The 19,885-nt window shown below is 41.3% G+C and carries 19 protein-coding genes; all 19 read left to right on the top strand.

All coding sequences use genetic code 11. The features are described from left to right. Positions 1-17 precede the first annotated feature (17 nt). The 19 genes from WJP93_RS01485 to WJP93_RS01395 all read left to right on the top strand — a co-directional run bounded on the left by WJP93_RS01485 (position 18) and on the right by WJP93_RS01395 (position 19,852). Positions 18-6,971: an SNF2-related protein gene (locus WJP93_RS01485; protein WP_337546450.1), complete on the top strand. Its 6,954-nt coding sequence runs from the start codon at positions 18-20 to the stop codon at positions 6,969-6,971. 70 nt (positions 6,972-7,041) lie between these two features. Beyond that, a complete protein-coding gene (locus tag WJP93_RS01480; protein ID WP_337546448.1) occupies positions 7,042-7,638 on the top strand; it encodes a hypothetical protein in 597 nt (198 codons plus the stop codon). Positions 7,639-7,659: 21 nt separating this feature from the next. Beyond that, positions 7,660-8,247, top strand: coding sequence for a 3'-5' exonuclease (locus WJP93_RS01475; protein ID WP_337546446.1), 588 nt, complete (start codon positions 7,660-7,662; stop codon positions 8,245-8,247). A gap of 119 nt (positions 8,248-8,366) precedes the next feature. Next, entirely contained in the window at positions 8,367-8,588 is a 222-nt protein-coding gene (locus tag WJP93_RS01470; RefSeq protein ID WP_337546444.1) for a helix-turn-helix transcriptional regulator, read from the top strand. Continuing rightward, on the top strand, positions 8,554-8,784 hold the full coding sequence (locus tag WJP93_RS01465; protein WP_337546442.1) for a hypothetical protein: 231 nt from the start codon (positions 8,554-8,556) through the stop codon (positions 8,782-8,784). The genes WJP93_RS01470 and WJP93_RS01465 overlap by 35 nt, the downstream gene beginning before the upstream one ends. Positions 8,785-8,825: 41 nt before the next feature. Beyond that, positions 8,826-9,203, top strand: coding sequence for an XRE family transcriptional regulator (locus tag WJP93_RS01460; RefSeq protein WP_337546440.1), 378 nt, complete (start codon positions 8,826-8,828; stop codon positions 9,201-9,203). After that, positions 9,193-9,984: a DUF6036 family nucleotidyltransferase gene (locus tag WJP93_RS01455; protein WP_337546438.1), complete on the top strand. Its 792-nt coding sequence runs from the start codon at positions 9,193-9,195 to the stop codon at positions 9,982-9,984. The genes WJP93_RS01460 and WJP93_RS01455 overlap by 11 nt, the downstream gene beginning before the upstream one ends. A 66-nt stretch (positions 9,985-10,050) precedes the next feature. Beyond that, positions 10,051-10,281 carry a hypothetical protein gene (locus tag WJP93_RS01450; protein WP_337546437.1) on the top strand — a complete coding sequence of 77 codons (231 nt, stop codon included), beginning with the start codon at positions 10,051-10,053 and terminating at the stop codon, positions 10,279-10,281. Between the two features lie 26 nt (positions 10,282-10,307). Next, positions 10,308-11,513, top strand: coding sequence for a hypothetical protein (locus tag WJP93_RS01445; protein WP_337546435.1), 1,206 nt, complete (start codon positions 10,308-10,310; stop codon positions 11,511-11,513). A gap of 172 nt (positions 11,514-11,685) precedes the next feature. Then, positions 11,686-12,237, top strand: coding sequence for a recombinase family protein (locus WJP93_RS01440; RefSeq protein WP_337546434.1), 552 nt, complete (start codon positions 11,686-11,688; stop codon positions 12,235-12,237). Positions 12,238-12,536: 299 nt separating this feature from the next. Beyond that, the gene (locus tag WJP93_RS01435) at positions 12,537-13,565 is read left to right on the top strand and encodes an IS30 family transposase (protein WP_337546433.1); all 1,029 of its coding nucleotides are present in this window, start codon (positions 12,537-12,539) and stop codon (positions 13,563-13,565) included. A 210-nt stretch (positions 13,566-13,775) separates the two neighbouring features. Further along, complete coding sequence (locus WJP93_RS01430; protein ID WP_227100457.1) at positions 13,776-15,059, top strand: dihydroorotase; 1,284 nt, start codon at positions 13,776-13,778, stop codon at positions 15,057-15,059. A gap of 34 nt (positions 15,060-15,093) precedes the next feature. Next, positions 15,094-16,011: an orotidine-5'-phosphate decarboxylase gene (pyrF, locus tag WJP93_RS01425; protein ID WP_066561904.1), complete on the top strand. Its 918-nt coding sequence runs from the start codon at positions 15,094-15,096 to the stop codon at positions 16,009-16,011. A 28-nt stretch (positions 16,012-16,039) separates the two neighbouring features. Next, positions 16,040-16,810 carry a dihydroorotate dehydrogenase electron transfer subunit gene (locus tag WJP93_RS01420; protein ID WP_337546431.1) on the top strand — a complete coding sequence of 257 codons (771 nt, stop codon included), beginning with the start codon at positions 16,040-16,042 and terminating at the stop codon, positions 16,808-16,810. A gap of 2 nt (positions 16,811-16,812) precedes the next feature. Further along, complete coding sequence (locus WJP93_RS01415; protein WP_337546519.1) at positions 16,813-17,748, top strand: dihydroorotate dehydrogenase; 936 nt, start codon at positions 16,813-16,815, stop codon at positions 17,746-17,748. Positions 17,749-17,849: 101 nt separating this feature from the next. Beyond that, positions 17,850-18,524 (top strand): orotate phosphoribosyltransferase, encoded by a 675-nt coding sequence (pyrE, locus tag WJP93_RS01410; protein ID WP_066561964.1) that lies wholly within the window; start codon positions 17,850-17,852, stop codon positions 18,522-18,524. 38 nt (positions 18,525-18,562) lie between these two features. After that, positions 18,563-18,724, top strand: a complete 162-nt coding sequence (locus tag WJP93_RS01405; RefSeq protein WP_227100459.1) for a hypothetical protein — start codon at positions 18,563-18,565, stop codon at positions 18,722-18,724. An 18-nt stretch (positions 18,725-18,742) separates the two neighbouring features. Continuing rightward, a complete protein-coding gene (locus WJP93_RS01400) occupies positions 18,743-19,069 on the top strand; it encodes a hypothetical protein (protein ID WP_337546429.1) in 327 nt (108 codons plus the stop codon). Positions 19,070-19,117: 48 nt separating this feature from the next. After that, complete coding sequence (locus WJP93_RS01395; protein ID WP_337546428.1) at positions 19,118-19,852, top strand: hypothetical protein; 735 nt, start codon at positions 19,118-19,120, stop codon at positions 19,850-19,852. Positions 19,853-19,885 lie beyond the last annotated feature (33 nt).

Genomic DNA, 19,885 nt, shown 5'->3' with positions numbered 1-19,885 from the left:
AAGCGGAAAGGAAGAACATGAACAGAAAAAAAGTAGAAGAGTATAGCACATTGTTAAGAGATAGTGCTACGATTCTGCAATCGGATACCGAGCTATGGAAACAATTTCTGCACTTTGCAACTCAATTTACGCACTATCGTTTCCGCGATCAGCTGCTGATCTATGCACAAAATCAGAAGGCAACAGCTTGTGCAACATTTGCCCAGTGGAAGAAAATCGGACGTTATGTCAGGAGCGGAGAACACAGTATTGTGCTGCTTGATGAGACAGGAAATCGTCCCAGATTAAGACATATATTTGATGTGACATCGACTGGTCCCACACAAGAATTTGCTTACAAACCGAAGCCAATATTGCCGGAAGAAAGAGAAGAGTTGGCAAAAAGATTGAGTACGTCTTATGCAAGAGAAAATTCATTGTATGCAGCGGATGCCAAAAGATGGGACAATAATCTGGAGCAAACATTGTCTCAGGTTGCAATGTATATGACGCAGGAATACTACGGTGTATCGTTGGAACAGGCAATGGAACAGTCGGGCAAAGATGAATTTCCGGCATACTATGTGGCAACAGCAACGAGTGCAATGTATTTGCTGCTTTCAAAGTATGGATTCGAGCAGGAGGCAAATCAACTTGATTTTTCCTGCATGAGCCAGTTAGATGAGCAGAGTTTTGAAAATGTAGGAACCGCCGCATCTGCAATTTTAAGCCGAACGGCACGGATGGTTCGACAGATTCATCCGCAAATTCAAAGAGAATCGCAAAAGCAGACAGAAAGGAGCGAAAGTTATGAAAAAGATGACAATGGAAGATCTGCGCAAGAGAATCACCTATCATCAGGAGGGGGACTTCATGGTACCGGACATCGGGCTGCCGGAGGAAGAGGAGGACGAACCGGAACTGAGGAAATACGGAATGATGAGAAAGAAATATCTGGAGGAGAATCAATTTCTGCTGTACGAGCGAATGGCGATGAACGGGACTCTGTTTCCAGAAATGAGGAAGGTGGACGAAGCAGCAGACCGGATCAAGAAGCAGATGTTACCGAAACTGGCTCAGGAAGCAGGAGCAACGGACGAGCTGAAACGGACGGATCAGTTCGAGTGGGTTCGCAGAATGGAAGCTTGCAACCATCAGGTAGAAGAAGTAATTCTGGCGGAACTGGTGTACAGCTGACATTATCCGATTATTTGGAAATGCGACCGACAGATCGCGAGAGCGTGTCCGATTCGGACACGCCGAAAACAATGGAAGAGGAACAGGAAGCAGGCGGAGAGAGTCCGGCTGCTTCTTTTATGCCTAAAAACGAGATACCGGAATCAGAAGTGGTAAGAATACTTCAGTCTGGTTCCGGTATTGAAAATGGGAAGATTCGAATTGCAGCTCTTTTTCTAAGTGAATCAGATGCCAAAAAACGTGTGGATTTTTTAAAAGAGGAATACGGAACCGGAGGACGTACACACTATTTCGAGGATGGGACGCATGGTTGGGTAGACTGGGATGCAAAAGGAATTTTGATTTCCAAATCTTATTCATCAGATGCAGCCAGATTACGTTTGCCATGGACACAAGTGGAAAAAAGACTGGGTGAATTGATTCGCTATGACCAATATCTTAAACCAGATGAAAAAGAAGAACTCTCTAATATTGAGAATAAATATGGGACACTTCCACTTCCAATGGTGAGATTTGAATATCCTTATGAGGACAGAACATCGGAGCCAACAGAAAGTGAAACACAAAATTTTGGCTTGGCGGATGATTTACTTACGGTAAGGGAAACAGAAGATGGATATGTTGTATGGGATAGTATGCAGGAAGGTATACATACGGAACCGGACGGAACTATAGGCGGTCCATATGCTGATAAGGCGCAGGCTCAGTTGCATAAATATGAGTTCGAGAAAAAAATTCTGGAGAGATCAGAACAGAATAAAAGTCATGTGCTTTCAGAACAGGAGGAAACGCAGGCTGCACCAGAAAAAGAAGGTGTGTCCGAATCGGACACGCAAAAAGCAGACGGACAGGAAGAAACAGAGACAGGCATATCCGACAGCTTAATCGAGCCGGATCAGTTCATCCAATCAAAGCCTGTTCCGGCACAAAACTTCCATATCACAGATGACCACATTGGAGAAGGTGGAGCAAAACAGAAGTTTCGAGCCAATATGGATGCCATCCATACATTACATCAACTTGAAATTGAGAATCGAAATGCAACTGAGCAGGAACAGGATATATTATCAAAATATGTCGGCTGGGGTGGCTTGGCAGATGCGTTTGATGAGAAAAGGGATGCATGGGCAGACGAGTATCACGAGTTAAAAAACACATTGACGGAGGGAGAATATACAGCTGCGAGAGAAAGCACATTAAATGCACACTATACCAGCCCTGTAATCATTAGGGGAATCTATCGTGCATTGGAGCAGATTGGATTCAAAGGCGGAAACATACTGGAACCATCAATGGGCATAGGTAACTTTTTTGGAATGTTGCCAGATTCGATGCAGAATAGCAGGTTGTATGGTGTGGAGCTGGATTCTGTCAGTGGTCGCATTGCAAAGAAATTATATCCAAAGGCTCAGATTACGGTAGCTGGATTTGAAACGACAGATCAAAGGGATTTCTATGATTTGGCGATTGGAAATATTCCATTCGGAAATTATAAGGTGAATGACCGGGCTTACAATAGACTAGGTTTTTCTATCCATAATTATTTTTTCGCAAAAGCACTAGATCAGATACGAACAGGTGGAATTATTGCATTTGTGACAAGCCATTACACAATGGATTCTAAAAATCCGTCCGCACGACGTTATCTAGCTCAACGTGCAAAGCTGCTAGGCGCAATTCGGCTGCCAGATAATGCCTTTCGAGCCAATGCAGGAGCAGAAGTTGTTTCGGATATTTTGTTCTTTCAAAAAAGGGATCATATCATTGATGTAGATGAAAATTGGATTCATCTCGAAACAGCAAGCAATGGATATGCGATCAATAGTTATTTCACAGAACATCCAGAAATGGTACTTGGAACACTGGAAGAGCAAAGCACACAGTTTGGAATGAGCTGCACGGTAAAAGCAGATCCAAATCGCAAGCTGTCGGATGCACTTGAAGAGGCAGTCAGCCGAATTGCAGGGCATTACGAATCAGTCCAATCAACTCGAAGTAGAAGCGTGTCCGAATCGGACACGCAAAAAGTAGAGGAAACTATTCCGGCAGATCCGTCAGTCAGTAACTATTCTTACATACTAGAAAATGGTGAAATTTACTATCGTGAAAACTCAATTATGCGAAGGATAAATCGTTCTGGTGCTGCGAAGGAGAGAACAAAAGGACTGCTGCAAATTAGAACCGCGCTAAAACATGTCATGCAGCTCCAAATTGAAGATGCACCGGATGAAGAAGTCCATCGTGCGCAAGAACAACTTGGAAGCGTATACGATGCGTTTACGAAAAAATATGGTCTGATCAATTCCAGACAAAATGCGCAGGTATTAGACGGAGATTCTTCTTATTTTTTAATGTGTTCCTTGGAAAATATCAACGACAAGGGTGAGTTAGACTCAAAAGCGGACATTTTCACAAAAAGAACCATTCGCGCACAACAGGAAATCACAACCGCAGAAACACCAGAGGATGCATTGGCAATTTCCATCAGTGAAAAGGGTCATGTAGATCTAACCTATATGGCAGAACTGCTTGGAAGAAAGGGAGAGGAAAGTGAGATTGCGAAGGCTTTAAACGGAATCATCTTTCACGATCCGCAGGCAATAGACGAACAGTTAGCATGGAAAACAGCTGATGAGTACTTATCTGGCAACGTCAGAGATAAGCTCCGTGCAGCAGAATTGGCATATCAAGAGGATGAGACTTATTCTGCCAATGTAGAGGCATTGAAACAGGCACAACCAAAGGACTTGACGGCTTCTGAGATTGATGTACGTCTTGGCGCAACATGGATTGATAAAAACTATATCGAACAATTTATGTATGAGACATTCCATACACCATATTATCAGAGAAGGCATATTCGAGTTTCCTTTGCAACAGTGACAGGGGAATGGCAGATCAGCTCAAAGAACACAATATACGACGGTGATGTGAGTGCCTACACACAGTATGGCACAGAGCGGATGAATGCATACGCCATTTTAGAGCAGACATTAAATTTAAGAAGCGTTACCGTGTATGATCGTGTAACAGATGCAGATGGAACGGTAAGAAGTGTTGTGAATCCGAGGGAAACAATGCTTGCCCAACAGAAGCAATCTGCAATAAAAGAAGCATTTGCAGCATGGATCTGGAAAGATCCGCAAAGGCGAATGGCTCTGGAGAAGGAATATAATGAACGCTTTAACAGTTTGCGTCCGGCAGAATTTTCAGGCGAACACATTAACTTCGTGGGAATGAATCCATTGATCGGGCTTCGTACTCATCAAAAAAATGCAATCGCACATATTTTATATGGAGGGAATACACTTTTGGCACACGAGGTTGGAGCCGGGAAAACCTTTACAATGGCAGCTGCTGCGATGGAAAGTAAACGTCTTGGATTGTGCCGAAAGAGTCTGTTTGTGGTCCCAAACCACCTTACGCTTCAATGGGCAAATGAATTTCTGCATTTATATCCGGCTGCAAATATTTTGGTTGCAGGAAAGAAGGATTTTGAAACGGCAAATCGTAAAAAATTCTGTGCGAGAATAGCAACCGGAGATTATGATGCAATCATCATCGGTCACAGCCAGTTTGAACGAATCCCCGTATCTGCAGAACGTCAGGAACGAGTGCTTCAAAAACAACTTATAGAAATTGAGCAGGCAATTCAACAGGCTGCATATGATCGTGGACAGACATTTACGGTGAAGCAGCTAGAAAAAACAAGGAAGTCGCTAAAATTGAGACTGGAAAAGCTGCGAGCTGAAGACCGCAAGGATGATGTTGTAACTTTTGAAGAATTGGGTGTAGATCGTCTTTTTGTTGATGAAGCACATGCATATAAGAACCTTTTTCTATTTACAAAAATGCGCAATGTTGCCGGATTGTCTACGTCGGAGGCTCAGAAATCATCTGATATGTTCATGAAGTGCCAGTACATGGATGAGCTGACAGGTGGAAAAGGAATTGTATTTGCGACAGGAACACCAGTGTCCAACAGCATGACGGAGCTGTATACAATGATGCGGTATCTACAGTATGGAGAATTGCAAGAAAGAGGCTTGACACAATTTGATGCGTGGGCATCTGTATTTGGAGAAACAGTAACGGCAAGTGAGCTTGCACCGGAAGGAACCGGATATAGACAGAAAACACGTTTTGCAAAATTTTTCAATCTGCCGGAACTGATGAATCTTTTTAAGCAGGCAGCAGACATACAAACGGCAGATCAGTTGAAGCTTCCAGTGCCGGAAGCGAACGTGCAGACTGTTGTTGTTCCGCCATCGGAAATACAAAAAGAAATGGTAGCCAATCTTTCAGAACGTGCAGCTCTGGTACATAATGGAGTTGTTGATCCGACGCAGGATAACATGCTTAAGATCACGTCGGATGGACGTAAGATCGGACTGGATCAGCGCCTGATGAACCCACTTTTACCAGATGATCCGGGCAGTAAAGTAAATGTGTGCGTACAAAATGTGATTCGTATTTGGGAGGAAGGAAAGGAAGGACGCTTGACTCAGCTGATCTTTTGCGACAACAGTACACCGAAGGCAGGAATTTTTAACGTGTACGATGATGTTAAAGCAAAACTTTTAGAAGCAGGCATCCCAAAAGAGGAAGTGGCATTTATTCATGATGCAGATACAGAAATCAAGAAAAAGGAACTGTTTTCAAAAGTAAGAAACGGACAAGTTCGCATCTTACTTGGAAGTACACAAAAGATGGGTGCAGGAACTAATGTTCAAGACAAGCTGATTGCAGTGCATCATTTGGATGTAGGCTGGCGACCAGCAGACATGACACAAAGAAATGGAAGAATTATTCGGCAGGGAAACAGCAATCCAGTCGTACAAATTTATAATTACGTCACGGAAGGAACATTTGATGCCTACCTTTGGCAGACACTTGAAAACAAACAAAAATTCATCAGCCAAATCATGACAAGTAAATCGCCTGTGCGTTCTTGCGAGGATGTGGACGAACAGGTTTTAAGTTATGCGGAGGTAAAAGCTCTGTGTGCAGGTGATGATCGAATTAAGGAAAAGATGGATCTGGAAGTCGAGGTGGCAAGACTGAGAATGTTAAAAGCTGAGCATCAGTCAACACTGTATCGATTGGAGGATCAGCTGCTAAAGACATTTCCGGAGCAGATCAAAAGGAAAGAAGCAATATTACAATCGTTGAGCGTTGATATAGATACAGCCAAACAGCATCCGGCATTTACAGAAGATACCATTTCCATTGAACTTTTTGGAAAGACCTATACCGACAGAAAGGATGCAGCGAAAGCTCTGCTGGATGCAGGAAAGACCTGTCGAACAATGGAAACGGCACATCTTGGCTCTTATCGTGGGTTTGAATTGGAAGGATATGTTAACATAATCACGTCAGAGATTCAGATTTCAGTGAAAGGAGAGTTGGGACATCCATTTGAATTATCGTCAATTGCAACATTGAATTTAACACGTTTGGATAATGTGATTCAGAAAATGCCGGAGCAAATGGAACTGGAGAAAAGCAAGCTTGATGCACTTTATCAACAAAAGGCAGATGCAGAAAAACAATTAAAAGAGCCATTTCCACAAGAGGATCAGTTAAAGGAAAAGACAGAACGGTTGGAAGAATTGGCTGCTGCATTGGATATAGACTCACATGGCAAAAAGGAAAGTTCTCATCCAGATGAAGATATGAAGGCAAAGCAGGAAAATCAACGACGGACAAGATCCATACCTTCTCGGCAGTCAAGATTTTCACGCTTCCGTCAGGAAAGGGAGGAGGTGGAAATTGAGGAGGAAATGGAATATTGATGTACTTTGATGTTAGCTTAGGAGCGTGTCCGAATCGGACACGCTTCTTGTATATGACAGAAAGGAAGATATGAAGATGAAAAGAGTGTATGCTAATGCATTTAAACATTATGACAGAACAGTTTATTGCCAGACAATGGAAGGAGGGCATTTTAAGGATTTTTTAAAGTCGGAAAAAGTTAATTACATAGAGCTTCCGATACTGGATCAAGATGTTGTATATTATAAGATAGGTCTGAAAAAAGAAGCATATGCATTGATTAAGAGCGGAGAATATGAGAATGTATATATCACAGATTCTATTCCGCTCGATATGAACTGGAATTTGTTGGTGAAAGATTGTGAAGCACAGAAGTCTGGCAAACAACCGATGGAGATGGTTACAAAGGCAAAGATAATCGTTGATAAAGCATGTAACGATGCAACGAAAAGCACGGATGATTTGTTTGAAGTCCCCAAGAAGCCAGATGCAGCAGCTATAAGGGTAGCACTTGCCGGAATGGGATATGGAATTGATGACTTAAAACAGATGGATCATCACGATATTGATGATGATTTTTGGAAGAAACTTGTAACAAAGAAAGACTATCATAAGAAATCTGCAAAGGCAGCCAGAAAGCAGCCAGATGAGCAGCAGATCGAAGAAGAGGAAGAATTAGAACGATGATGAAAGAAAGGAATAGAATCAATGGAAAAAATCACAGAAGGAAAGATAAGACTAGCACAAGCATCAAAATTGCCAGCGATTCCATACAAGTTAAAGGGAGCGAGGATAATCGTTTTTGATACAGAAACAACAGGAGTAACCGAAGATGATGAGATTATTCAGCTTTCGATTATTGATGGAAATGGTAAGACGTTGATAAATGAATATGTACATCCTTATTGGAAAAAGGACTGGGCAGCAGCTGCACGGGTAAATGGAATCACTCCAGAGATGGTGAAAGATGCACCATATCCGCATGATTTGATTCCTAAAGTCAAAGGCATTTTTGAAGCAGCTGATCTTCTGATTGCTTATAACAATCAGTTCGATTTATCTTTCTTGAGACGATGGGGAATTTCAGATTCTGGAAAAGAACAATATGATGTAATGCTGGAGTTTGCGCAAGAGTATGGTGAATGGAATGAGTATTTTGGAGACTATAAATGGCAAAAATTAAGTACAGCAGCGTCCTATTATGGATATAAATTTAAAGCACATGACAGTTTAGAGGATGTCCGAGCAACTTTGTATGTGTACAAGAAACTGCAAGCACAAGAGTCAGAGCTGTGATTAAAAGCGTGTCCGATTCGGACACGGAATAAAAAAGCATTTGTCAGCAAAAAATAGTAGAAGTGTCTTGCAAATATTTCGACATACCGATATACTAAAGATAGTAGGAGGTGTGGCAAATGCTTTTAAAAGAACTGATGAAAGAAGCTGGTTTTTCTCAGTACCGTTTGGCAGTGGAATCAGGTGTTCCACACGCAACATTGAGTGGTTTACTGACAGGAAAAACAAAGATAGAACGCTGCGAATCGGGAACGCTTTATAAGCTGGCAAAAACTTTAGGTGTGTCAATGGAAATCTTAGTAGAAGATGGTATTCGCAGGACAGAGAGAAAAATCGTATGAGTATGGTCTGCCAGGATATTTGCAGCATGATTTGGATATGTATAAGGAAGGGTTAAAGACACATTCCAATCTACTGGATTGCTATTGGGGAGAGTTATACGGAAGCATTAACAGTGCAGAAATTGATGATGGAGCAATCACAGCAGAACATGCAAACTATTTGCGTAACAAATTTTTGTGGGGGAAGGAAGTTTAAGCAAAGAGCGTGTCCGAATCGGACACAGAAAGGAGTGGAAAATGGAAAAGCGTTGTAGTTTTGAACTATTTAAAAGCAATGTATGCCATCGATTAAAAGAACAGGGTGATATTGATTTTTTGATAGAGACACTGAAAGAAGATATGATACGACAGTATTATGATAAAAAATGGTATCCAGAGAGCTTTTATCTATTGGCAATGGTAGATTATATCAGTCGAGAAAACAATGTGCCTATTTGCAATGATTACGATGATTTAAGACAGCAAAAGATGCAGAAAATGATATATCCGGTAGGCATTCTTATTACAGCAAGTGTACTGAACGATGATAGTGTGAAAGAAGATGCAGTTAAACATGCAATTCCTGAGTTTCTAAAATATAACATTGTGGAAAGTGAGGTAAGAAATGTCATCTGACGGATCAGTGTTCACAAGCGATAATTTGGATGAATATTTGAAAGAGATTGCGAAGGAATATAGAAAAATGGGTGGGAAATTTATGCCTGCTGAAATTATTTTGATAGGCGGAGCAGCAGTGATTGCAAATTATGGATTTCGAGAGATGACAACAGATATTGATGCGATTATCCATGCGTCATCGGCAATGAAAGATGCAATCAATGTTGTTGGAGACAGGCATAATCTGCAAAATGGCTGGTTAAATACAGATTTTTTAAGAACGTCCTCTTATTCTTCAAAATTGGAACAGTATTCTACATATTATCGAACTTTTGGTGGAGTAATGAGTGTTAGAACGATTCGCGCCGAATATTTGATTGCAATGAAATTGCGCTCTGGTAGATTGTATAAAAATGACCGTTCGGATATTGCAGGAATCTTGGCAGAACATGAAAAGCGTGGTGAACCGATTTCAATGAATAGGATAGATCAAGCCATTATAAATTTGTATGGAGGATGGGAGCAGATACCAGAAAGTTCTCAAATTTTTCTTAGAGAAATTATAGGGAGAGGTAAATATCAGGACGAGTATGGGATTGTTAGGCAAGAAGAAGTAAATAATAAAAAAATGTTAATTGAATTTGAAGATCAATATCCGGGGGTAACAAATTCAGAAAATGTTGATTCTATTATAGGTAATTTAAAAAGAAAGCATCAAAATAGAAAACAAACAATTGATTTATTGCGTCATTTAAAGCAGGAAGAACAAGAAATTGATGAAGATGAGTTGGAACGGTAATTAGAAAAAAGAAGATGATGTGTCCGATTCGGACACATAATTGGATTGTCATAAGGAGTTTTTGATATGATGGAAGATATAAACAAGAAATTTTTTGTACAAGACATATCATGTACAATTCAGCTTAAAGTACATCAATGGAAAGTTGTTTTTAGCTATCACGGTGAGGTGGTGTGCTTGAAGATATGTAGGGAAGGTGCGCTGCCAGAATATTATGTTCGGACGGCTGCCGAATGGATGGTTGAAGAATATTTGGAAGATCGGAGGTTTGAAGAACTGTGCCAGTCTATGAGTTGATGCGGAAAAATGAGAGAGTCACGCTAATGGCATTAAACAAATCTGGGGGAATTGAAAAGTGTGATTATAAAAATATCAATCGAAGAATTGCCCCATTGCAGGAGCAGATATGTGTAGATGGGATTCAGCGCTGGTGGGGAAAAAGGGCAGTTCCATTGAATCAGGGAAAAATCAAACATATTTTGGAACAGCAGGGAATCTTCTATCCAGAAGAATATTTGGTTAAGAATCTTGGACTTAGTCTGACGGACTATTACTGGATTCGCCCGATAGATTCCGGTCTTACATGGGAGATGGTCAATTTGTATCAGAATGACTTTTGCGGAAGTCTTGAGTTGGAAGATCGCATAACATCAGGGAGAAAGCCACTTAGTACTTATACACCGGATAGTACTTTGCAGGGAGAACTAGAAAAAAGTTGGATCATATTAGATAACAAGAGGTATCTGGTTAAAGGAAACAGAGACTATCTATCTGCGGAAAGCATCAATGAGGTATTTGCATCTTATTTGCATCAGAAGCAGGGATATGATAATTATTCTGGTTATACGCTTTTAAAGATAAAAGGAGCAGCATATGATTATGGCTGTTGTACAGAAGCATTTACCAGTGAACAAAAAGAGTTTGTGTCTGCCTATGCGGTCATAACATCAGAGAAACAGAAAAATGATAATTCTACCTACGAACATTTTATTCATGTTTGTGAACAGCATGGAATAGATGCAGGACAGCTTCGATATGATCTGGAGTATCAGATCATGTCCGATTTTATCATCTCAAATGTGGATCGGCATTTAAATAATGTTGGCATTCTTCGGGATGCAGACAGTCTTTGCTTTGAACGGATGGCACCAATCTTTGATAGTGGAAAATCATTATTTGTATCAGAAGCCGTGCCAACAGACAAGGAACTTCTAAAAATCAAAACAGCAAGCTTTACCGGAACTGAACTGGGGTTGCTTAAATATGTGAAGGATCGTTCGCTTGTGGATGTAATAAAATTGCCGACTGCACAAAAGCTTTGGGAATTGTACCATAAGGATTCAAAAATGGATGAGAAGCGTATTGAGCTTATTTGTGAGCGCTATGAAAAGAAAGTCGAGTTGTTTCAGAGATGGCAAAATGGGCAGGACTTAAATCCTAGAAAGAGCTATAACAGAGGCATTGAAAGAAGTGCCAGAGTGCAAAACAAAGAGCTACAGATTGAAGAAGAGGAAGAATTGGAACGCTAAGGCAAGTGTGTCCGAATCGGACACGGAAGAAATATTAAGTGCAGAATAGGGTATACCTTAATCTGCAAGAAAAAAACAAAAGATAATTGTAAAAATAGAGCCTGATTTTGAAATAAATGCAGTTTGCAGGGAAAATCAAGACTCTATTTTTACGTTTTTTGGAGGTGGGAATATGCGGATAGCTTATGTGCGTGTCAGCACGGAAGAACAGAACGAAGCCAGACAACGAGAAGCATTGGAGTCGTATAATATCGAAAAATGGTATTGTGAGAAGCGGTCTGCAAAAGATACAAACCGCCCACAGCTTGAGGCAATGCTTGCATTTGCCAGAAGTGGGGATGTTATCTATATTCATGATTTTTCCCGTTTGGCAAGGAATACGCAGGATTTGTTAGAGTTGGTTCAAAGAATGCAGCAAAAAGGGATTCAGTTAGTAAGTTGCCGAGAAAGTGTTGATACGGAAACGGCAACCGGAAAGCTGATGTTAACGATGATAGCAGCAATCAATGAATTTGAAAGAGCTATTCTTCTGGAAAGACAAAAAGAAGGAATTGCCATTGCAAAGAGAGAACATCGGTATAAGGGACGTAAGAGAATATCGAAGTCTGAGGATTTTGAACAGCTATTTGAAAAATACCAAAAGCATGAAATTAGTAAATCTGAAATTGCAAGACAATTGAAAGTTAGCCGTCCGACTGTAGATCGGCTGATCTTGGAGGAATAAGTAGTATGGAAAGATGATGTAATAGTGTTACTTAGTGGAATGGCAAGAAATAAATTATCAATAGGATCAAAGAATTTATCCTGGCATTGAATTAACAACCGGGAGTCAATGCAAGATCCTGAAAGGATATTGCATTGCTTGCCGGAAGCAAAGGGGGAGCTGCCGAATGGCAGCGTAGGGGAATTGCAGATTCCCCTAATGAAATAAGGGGTTGAAATTTTTAAGTAAGTTTGCTATGATTGCATTAACACGTTAATTCACGAAAGCAATAATGATTTAAGAAAGGAATAGGTGAAATCATGGCGAGACTTACACACGCAGATCGAATCAAAATGGAAGCTTTGTTAAATGCAGGGCATAGCGTACAAGAAGTGGCAGATCAGCTGCATGTACACCGAGCAACAGTATACCGTGAGTACAAGCGAGGAAAGTATATGCACCGGAATACGGAATATATTGAAGAAGAACGGTATAGTAGTGATTTGGGACAAAAAGCGCATGACTGGTATGTAACAGGAAAGGGTCGTCCATTAAAGGTACGTAATAATCTTCAATACATTCAGATGTTGGAACAAAAAATTTTAAAGGAAAAATTTAGTCCAGAAGCAGCTTTAAAAGCATTGCAGGAAGAGGGTTGTGAGATGCGTGTCAGTGTATGTACGGTATATCGTTATATTGATGATGGTGATATTTTTCCAACACTTACAAATAAAGATCTTCCAGTGAAGGGAAAACAGAAAAAGAAAGAAAAACAAAAAAAGATTCAGAAGAGAGCCAGTGCTGGTGTGAGCATCGAGAAACGTCCATTAGAAGTTGAAACGCGAGAAGAGTTTGGACACTGGGAAATGGATACCGTGAAGGGAAAACGAGGTGTGACAAAATCTTGTTTGCTGGTTTTGTCAGAACGCAAAACCAGAATGGAACTGATATTTAAGATGGCTAATCAAGGAGCTGCTGCTGTAGTAGAGACACTTGATTCACTGGAAAGAAAGTGGGGAGAACAATTTCCAATCATGTTCAAAACGATTACGGTAGACAATGGTGTGGAATTTTCGGATACGGAAGGAATTGAGCGTTCTGTATTTGATAACCAGAAAAAACGCACCTCATTGTTTTATTGCCATGCATACTCAAGTTGGGAGAGAGGCACGAATGAAAATATCAATAAGATGATTCGTCGGCATATTCCCAAAGGAGTTGATTTCGATGATAAAACCGATGATGATATTATATATGTAGAAAATTGGATCAACAGCTATCCGCGAAGGCTATTCCGTTTTCAGACATCAAAAGCACTCTTCGATGCAGAAATGGAGAAACTAGGATGATTTAGTTGGGCTTGGCAGTTAATATGGACTTGACAAACTGCCGAGCCTATAAAAGCTGCCGTCAAAGGCAAATTTTTTTCAAAAAAATGTCGCGAAACTATTGACAACTAAGGATATAATAATCGAAGAAAAATATCTCTTGTGCAACGCCTGTATTTATGTTATGATATTTTAGATAAAAACGAAAAAAGTTGAAATGGAGGAGAAGCAATGCGTATTTTGGTTGAAAATGGACGGCTTTTGGACCCTTCCAGGGAACTTGACGTTCAGGAAAGCCTGTGGATCGAGGATGGCATCATCTGCGAGAAACAGGCTTTTTCTGCGAATCAGGCTGATCGCGTGATTGATGCAGCCGGTGGTTGGGTTGTGCCAGGTTTGATCGATCTTCATGTTCACTTCCGTGATCCGGGACTTGAATATAAGGAAACTATTGAAACGGGATGCTTGGCAGCAGCACATGGCGGTTATACAACTGTATGCCCTATGCCAAACACAAAGCCTTCAACTGATTGCCCCGAGGTGGTAAAGGAAGTTCTTGACAAGGCATCAGCAGCATGTGGTGTTCATGTTCTTCCGGTTGGTGCTGTTACGGTAGGTCAAAAGGGTGAACAGCCAACTGATGTTGCAGCATTAAAGGCAGCTGGAATTGTTGCAATCAGCGAGGATGGAAAATCCGTTATGAATTCTGAGGTTTATCGTGAAGCAATGCTGCAGGCAGCTGAATGTGATATTCCAGTATTTGCTCATTGTGAGGATATTAATCTTGTTCACGGTGGCTGCATGAATGCAGGAAAGCGTGCAAAAGAACTGGGTCTTCCAGGTATCTCAAATGCAGTAGAGGATATTATTACAGCAAGAGATATTCTGCTTGCAAATGAAACAGGTGCACAGCTTCATTTGTGTCACTGCTCGACAAAAGAAAGCGTTAATCTGGTAAAGTGGGGCAAGGAGATGGGTGTTAAGCTGACGGCAGAAGTCTGCCCGCATCACTTTGCACTTTCAGATGAGGATATTCCATCAGCAGAAGATACGAACTATAAAATGAATCCGCCGCTTCGTTCTAAGGAAGATGTAGAGGCTATTAAGCAGGCATTAAAGGATGGCGTTATGGAGGTTATCTCAACAGATCATGCACCTCATCATGCTGACGAGAAGGCAAAGCCATTTACACAGGCACCATTTGGTATTGTTGGATTAGAGACAGCAGTTGCACTTACAATAACAAACCTTGTCCGTACAGGTTGGCTGACACCAATGCAGATGATCGCTTATATGAGTACAAATCCAGCAAAGGTTCTTGGAATTGATAAGGGAACATTAAAGCCTGGAAGCTGTGCAGACGTCACAGTCATTATGCCAGATGAATCTTATGTCATTGATGCAGCTTCTTTTGCTTCAAAGGGAAAAAATACCCCGTTTGATGGTCAGAAGGTGTGGGGACGTGTTGCATTAACTATTGCCGATGGAAAAATCATTTATGAAAATGAGCAATAAAAATTGAAAATCAAATACAGGAAGGAGATAAAAAATGATTAACAAACTTGTTAGCAAAATCAAAAAAATGGGAGCACCGGTTGTAGTAGGTCTTGATCCAATGTTAAATTATGTGCCGGAATTTGTTCAGAAGAAGGCATTCGAGGAGTATGGAGAGACCTTAGAGGGAGCAGCAGAAGCAATCTGGCAGTTTAATAAGGCAATTGTAGACCAGATCTATGATATCGTGCCTGCTGTAAAACCGCAGATTGCTATGTATGAGCAGTTTGGTGTTCCGGGCGTTGCTGCATATAAGAAGACTGTTGATTACTGTAAGTCAAAGGATCTTGTTGTAATTGGTGATGTAAAGAGAGGCGATATCGGTTCTACCTCTGCTGCATATGCAGTCGGTCATCTGGGAAAAGTAACTGTTGGAAGCAAAAAAATTGCTGCATTTGATGAAGATTTCGCAACTGTAAATCCTTATCTTGGAACTGATGGCATCAAGCCGTTTGTTGATGTATGCAAGGAAGAAAAGAAGGGTATTTTTGTTCTTGTTAAGACTTCTAATCCTTCAAGTGGTGAGTTCCAGGATCGTCTGATCGATGGAAGACCGCTGTATGAGCTTGTTGGCGAGAAGGTTGCTGAATGGGGTGCTGATGCAATGGGTGACGAATACAGCTACGTTGGCTGCGTTGTTGGTGCAACATATCCAAAGATGGGTGAAATCTTACGTAAGGTAATGCCAAAGAGCTACATCCTTGTTCCAGGTTACGGTGCTCAGGGCGGTACTGCTGCAAGTCTTCGTCCATACTTTAATGAGGATGGTCTTGGTGCAATTGTAAACTCCTCAAGAGGAATTATTGCAGCTTATAAGCAGGAAGCATACAGCAAGTTTGGACCAGAGCATTTTGCAGAAGCATCAAGAGCAGCGGCAGAAGCAATGATCGCAGACATTGCATCCATCTTCTAAAATTGATTAGAAAGGGTTTTGATAACGTATGAAAAAGAAGGAACGTGCGGTTGTTCTCTCACAGGAATGTATCGCTACCGATATTTACAGCATGTGGATTGAGACACCGGACATCGCAGCAGAAGCGATTCCAGGTCAGTTTATAACATTATACACAAAGGATGCAGACAAGCTTCTTCCAAGACCAATCAGTCTGTGTGAAATTGATAAGGAAAATGGACGTTTGCGCATCGTATATCGAATTGCCGGAGCAGGAACAAAGGAGTTTTCTGCCTATAAGGCAGGTGATGCTGTCGATATTATGGGACCGCTTGGAAATGGCTTTTCGGAAACTGGAAAAAAGCCAATGGTAATCGGAGGTGGAATCGGTATTCCGCCAATGCTTGGTCTGGCAAAAAGCCTTAAGGAATCTGGAAGTGATGTGACTGCCGTTTTAGGCTATCGAAGCGAACTGTTTTTACAGGATGAGTTCGCATCCAGCAGCAGCGTTTACAATGCAACAGAGGATGGAAATAGTGGAACAAAGGGTACTGTAATTGACGCAATAAAGGAAAATAACCTTGATGCAGATATAATCTTTGCCTGTGGTCCAAAGCCAATGCTTCGTGCAATTAAAGAGCTTGCTGCACAAAAAAAGATTCCATGTTATATTTCTCTTGAGGAGCGTATGGCATGTGGAATCGGAGCTTGTCTTGCATGTGTATGTCAGACAAAAAATGTGGATGGTCATTCAAATGTGCATAACGCCAGAGTCTGCAAGGACGGTCCTGTATTTAAAGCAGAGGAGGTAGAGCTGTGAGTATGAATATGACTGCAGAAAAAAATGCACCTGCTTTTGATACAAGTGTTACAATCGCAGGCGTAACCTTAAAAAATCCAGTTATGACTGCATCAGGCACATTTGGTTCTGGTGCGGAATATAGTGAGTTTGTTGATTTGAACAAATTAGGAGCTGTTGTGACAAAGGGTGTAGCCAATGTACCGTGGCCGGGCAATCCAACACCAAGAATTGCAGAGACACATAGTGGTATGCTCAATGCGATTGGTCTTCAAAATCCTGGTATAGATCTGTTTTGCAAGCGCGATATTCCGTATTTAAAGCAGTTTGATACAAAGATCATCGTAAATGTGTGCGGAAGAAGTACAGAAGATTATTTAGAGGTAGTGGAGCGCCTTGGAAATGAGCCTGTTGATATGCTTGAGATTAACATTTCCTGCCCAAATGTTAAAGAGGGCGGAATTGCTTTTGGACAGGATCCAAAGGCAGTCGAGGCAATCACAAAGGCTGTAAAAGCAAAGGCAAAGCAGCCTGTAATTATGAAGTTAAGCCCTAATGTAACAGATATTACTGTTATGGCAAAGGCAGCAGAGGCCGGCGGTGCCGATGCAATTTCTCTTATTAATACTCTGACAGGAATGAAGATCGATATTAACCGTCAGTGCTTTGCACTTGCAAATAAGACAGGCGGTCTTTCAGGTCCGGCAATAAAACCTATTGCTGTACGTATGGTTTACCAGGCAGCAAATGCAGTTTCGATTCCTGTAATCGGAATGGGAGGTATTGCTTGTGCAGAGGATGCACTGGAATTTATTCTGGCAGGTGCAAGCGCAGTAAGCATTGGAACAGCAAACTTCTTTAATCCATATGCAGCAGAAGAGACTGTGCAGGGAATTGAAGCATATATGCGAGAGAAAAAGGTTGACCGTCTGACCGATCTGATCGGAATTGTAAAGTAAAAGATGGAAAGTCTTGAATATTATGGAAAGTCTTGAATATTAAGGTATTCTATGATATAATCATTTGCCGTAAAACGCAAATAAAAAAGGAGATTTCTGGGATGGAACAGTACAAGAAGGAATTTATTGAATTTATGATTGACTGCCAGGTTTTAAAGTTTGGCGACTTTGTAACTAAGAGTGGCAGAAAGACACCATTTTTTGTAAACACAGGTTATTACCGCACAGGTTCTCAGTTAAAGAAGCTCGGTGAGTATTATGCAAAGGCAATTCATGAGAGCTTTGGCAGTGATTTTGATGTGCTGTTTGGACCTGCTTATAAGGGAATTCCACTGTCTGTAACAACTGCTATCGCTCTTAGTGATGAGTTCGATACCGATGTGCGCTACTGCTCTAATCGTAAGGAAGTAAAGGATCACGGCGATGTCGGCATTTTGCTTGGCGGTCCGATCAACGATGGCGACCGTGTTATGATGATCGAGGATGTAACTACATCTGGCAAGTCCATTAATGAGACAATGCCGATCATTCAGGCACAGGGCAACGTGACCGTAACTGGTCTTTGCGTTTCTGTTGACCGTATGGAGAGAGGAACAGGCGAGAAGAGCGCTATTGCAGAGCTTGAGGAGAAGTTTGGCATCCGTATCCGTGCTATTGTTACAATGCAGGAAGTAATTGAACATCTTTACAACAAGCCATACAAGGGCAAGATCATTATTGATGATACCATTAAGGCAGCAATTGATGAGTATTATAAGCAGTATGGTGCAAAATAAAAATCAAGCAAAAATTGAAGAAAGGTTTGGGTGATGATATGGAACAAAAGCTGTATAAAACGGTTAATTCCGCAGGAATCTCCAGTATTGTTACTGGTATCATTGCAGTAGTAGCAGGACTTGCCTGTGTGGCTGGCGGTATCTTGGCATTGATTCAGGGTGGCCGTCTCTTAGGGGCACGAAAGAATATCCTGTTCTGATAAGCCAAAGGGGTTTTTATGGAAGCACAGAAAGTTGAGCGCAGCAATGCCGCACGATACGGTGTGCGCAGAGTTTCCTGGCAGGGAATTGCTTCAAGTATACTTTTAATCATCCAGATCATTCTTCTTTTTTCTGCCGTTTATCTGTCATATCTGGCAGAAGGAAAGGGTGGACTTATTGTCGGTATACTAGGAGTAGCAGCCTTTGTTCTGGCGATTGTCAGTGTCGGATTTTCCAGCTGGGGACTCTTAAAAAAAGAGCAAAATCATGCAGGCTGCATGGTCGGAGGAATCGGCAGCCTCTTGATTGCGGCAGGAATTATAATAATCTGTACGATATTGTAAATACATATTCGTTCAAATGATTTTAATTGAATTGAAAGGAAACTGTCTATGACATCAAATAGAAAGGAAAGGTTAGCACTCGTTACAAAAAGGCTGGAAGATGAACTTGTGCAGCAGAATGATTTTTTCCATTCCTGCTGTGAGCTGGCACTTGGCTGTAAAATCAGCGAAGAATCACACGCATACTTAAGCTATCGTGTATGCCGCGAAACACTAGGACATAAAAACGGTGTTTATCTGTGTCTTCTTTATGCACAGCTATACGCTGCAAACTGCCTGCTGACAACATACGGCAGCCAGATTGATGAGCAGCTGCGTGACGAGTTTACCTGCGTTAACAGGGAGCTTCTTTCACAAATTCTTTTGATGACAGCGCAGCATGACGGACCTGAGCAGATACGTGATGCACTGTATTGGTTTTACAGTGATTACTGTGAACTATTTGTACAGCTGCATGCGGTACTGCTTTCTAATAATGTTTCGCTTACATTTGGCGGTCCCTTTTTAATTAGTACATTACAGGACAACAATCTAAAACAATGGCAGCAGCATATGTGGGACTGTGGACTTTATCTGGGAAAACGCTTTGAGGAGCGCTTTTTTCAGTCAGTAAAAAAAGTCTTTTCTCAGCCTGAAAACACAAATTGTTTTGACTGCTATATAAACCTGTTTCCAAAGCAGGTATCTATTGATACACCTGTAAATGAAGGCTTTCTGCTGACTTTGTGGCAAAGAAAGCAGTGGGAGCAAATGACTACACAGCTTCGCCTTATGGCTAAGTGATAGATTAAGCAACACCAAAATAGCATTACCATC

Origin of the sequence: Anthropogastromicrobium sp., from assembly GCF_037349415.1 — a bacterium.
Lineage (GTDB): Bacteria > Bacillota > Clostridia > Lachnospirales > Lachnospiraceae > Anthropogastromicrobium > Anthropogastromicrobium aceti.
The sequence above is the reverse complement of the archived record's forward strand: the minus strand, read 5'-3'. Positions and strand labels throughout refer to the sequence as shown.

What these genes read in the sequence shown, in the direction of transcription:
- WJP93_RS01470 (WP_337546444.1), top strand. Translation starts at nt 8,367, where the DNA reads ATGCTTTTAAAAGAACTGATGAAAGAAGCTGGTTTTTCTCAGTACCGT.
- WJP93_RS01445 (WP_337546435.1), top strand. Translation starts at nt 10,308, where the DNA reads ATGGCATTAAACAAATCTGGGGGAATTGAAAAGTGTGATTATAAAAAT.
- pyrF (WP_066561904.1), top strand. Translation starts at nt 15,094, where the DNA reads ATGATTAACAAACTTGTTAGCAAAATCAAAAAAATGGGAGCACCGGTT.
- WJP93_RS01450 (WP_337546437.1), top strand. Translation starts at nt 10,051, where the DNA reads ATGATGGAAGATATAAACAAGAAATTTTTTGTACAAGACATATCATGT.
- WJP93_RS01480 (WP_337546448.1), top strand. Translation starts at nt 7,042, where the DNA reads ATGAAGATGAAAAGAGTGTATGCTAATGCATTTAAACATTATGACAGA.
- WJP93_RS01395 (WP_337546428.1), top strand. Translation starts at nt 19,118, where the DNA reads ATGACATCAAATAGAAAGGAAAGGTTAGCACTCGTTACAAAAAGGCTG.
- WJP93_RS01465 (WP_337546442.1), top strand. Translation starts at nt 8,554, where the DNA reads ATGGTATTCGCAGGACAGAGAGAAAAATCGTATGAGTATGGTCTGCCA.
- WJP93_RS01475 (WP_337546446.1), top strand. Translation starts at nt 7,660, where the DNA reads ATGGAAAAAATCACAGAAGGAAAGATAAGACTAGCACAAGCATCAAAA.
- WJP93_RS01455 (WP_337546438.1), top strand. Translation starts at nt 9,193, where the DNA reads ATGTCATCTGACGGATCAGTGTTCACAAGCGATAATTTGGATGAATAT.
- WJP93_RS01460 (WP_337546440.1), top strand. Translation starts at nt 8,826, where the DNA reads ATGGAAAAGCGTTGTAGTTTTGAACTATTTAAAAGCAATGTATGCCAT.
- WJP93_RS01435 (WP_337546433.1), top strand. Translation starts at nt 12,537, where the DNA reads ATGGCGAGACTTACACACGCAGATCGAATCAAAATGGAAGCTTTGTTA.
- WJP93_RS01420 (WP_337546431.1), top strand. Translation starts at nt 16,040, where the DNA reads ATGAAAAAGAAGGAACGTGCGGTTGTTCTCTCACAGGAATGTATCGCT.
- WJP93_RS01485 (WP_337546450.1), top strand. Translation starts at nt 18, where the DNA reads ATGAACAGAAAAAAAGTAGAAGAGTATAGCACATTGTTAAGAGATAGT.
- pyrE (WP_066561964.1), top strand. Translation starts at nt 17,850, where the DNA reads ATGGAACAGTACAAGAAGGAATTTATTGAATTTATGATTGACTGCCAG.
- WJP93_RS01405 (WP_227100459.1), top strand. Translation starts at nt 18,563, where the DNA reads ATGGAACAAAAGCTGTATAAAACGGTTAATTCCGCAGGAATCTCCAGT.
- WJP93_RS01430 (WP_227100457.1), top strand. Translation starts at nt 13,776, where the DNA reads ATGCGTATTTTGGTTGAAAATGGACGGCTTTTGGACCCTTCCAGGGAA.
- WJP93_RS01400 (WP_337546429.1), top strand. Translation starts at nt 18,743, where the DNA reads ATGGAAGCACAGAAAGTTGAGCGCAGCAATGCCGCACGATACGGTGTG.
- WJP93_RS01440 (WP_337546434.1), top strand. Translation starts at nt 11,686, where the DNA reads ATGCGGATAGCTTATGTGCGTGTCAGCACGGAAGAACAGAACGAAGCC.
- WJP93_RS01415 (WP_337546519.1), top strand. Translation starts at nt 16,813, where the DNA reads ATGAATATGACTGCAGAAAAAAATGCACCTGCTTTTGATACAAGTGTT.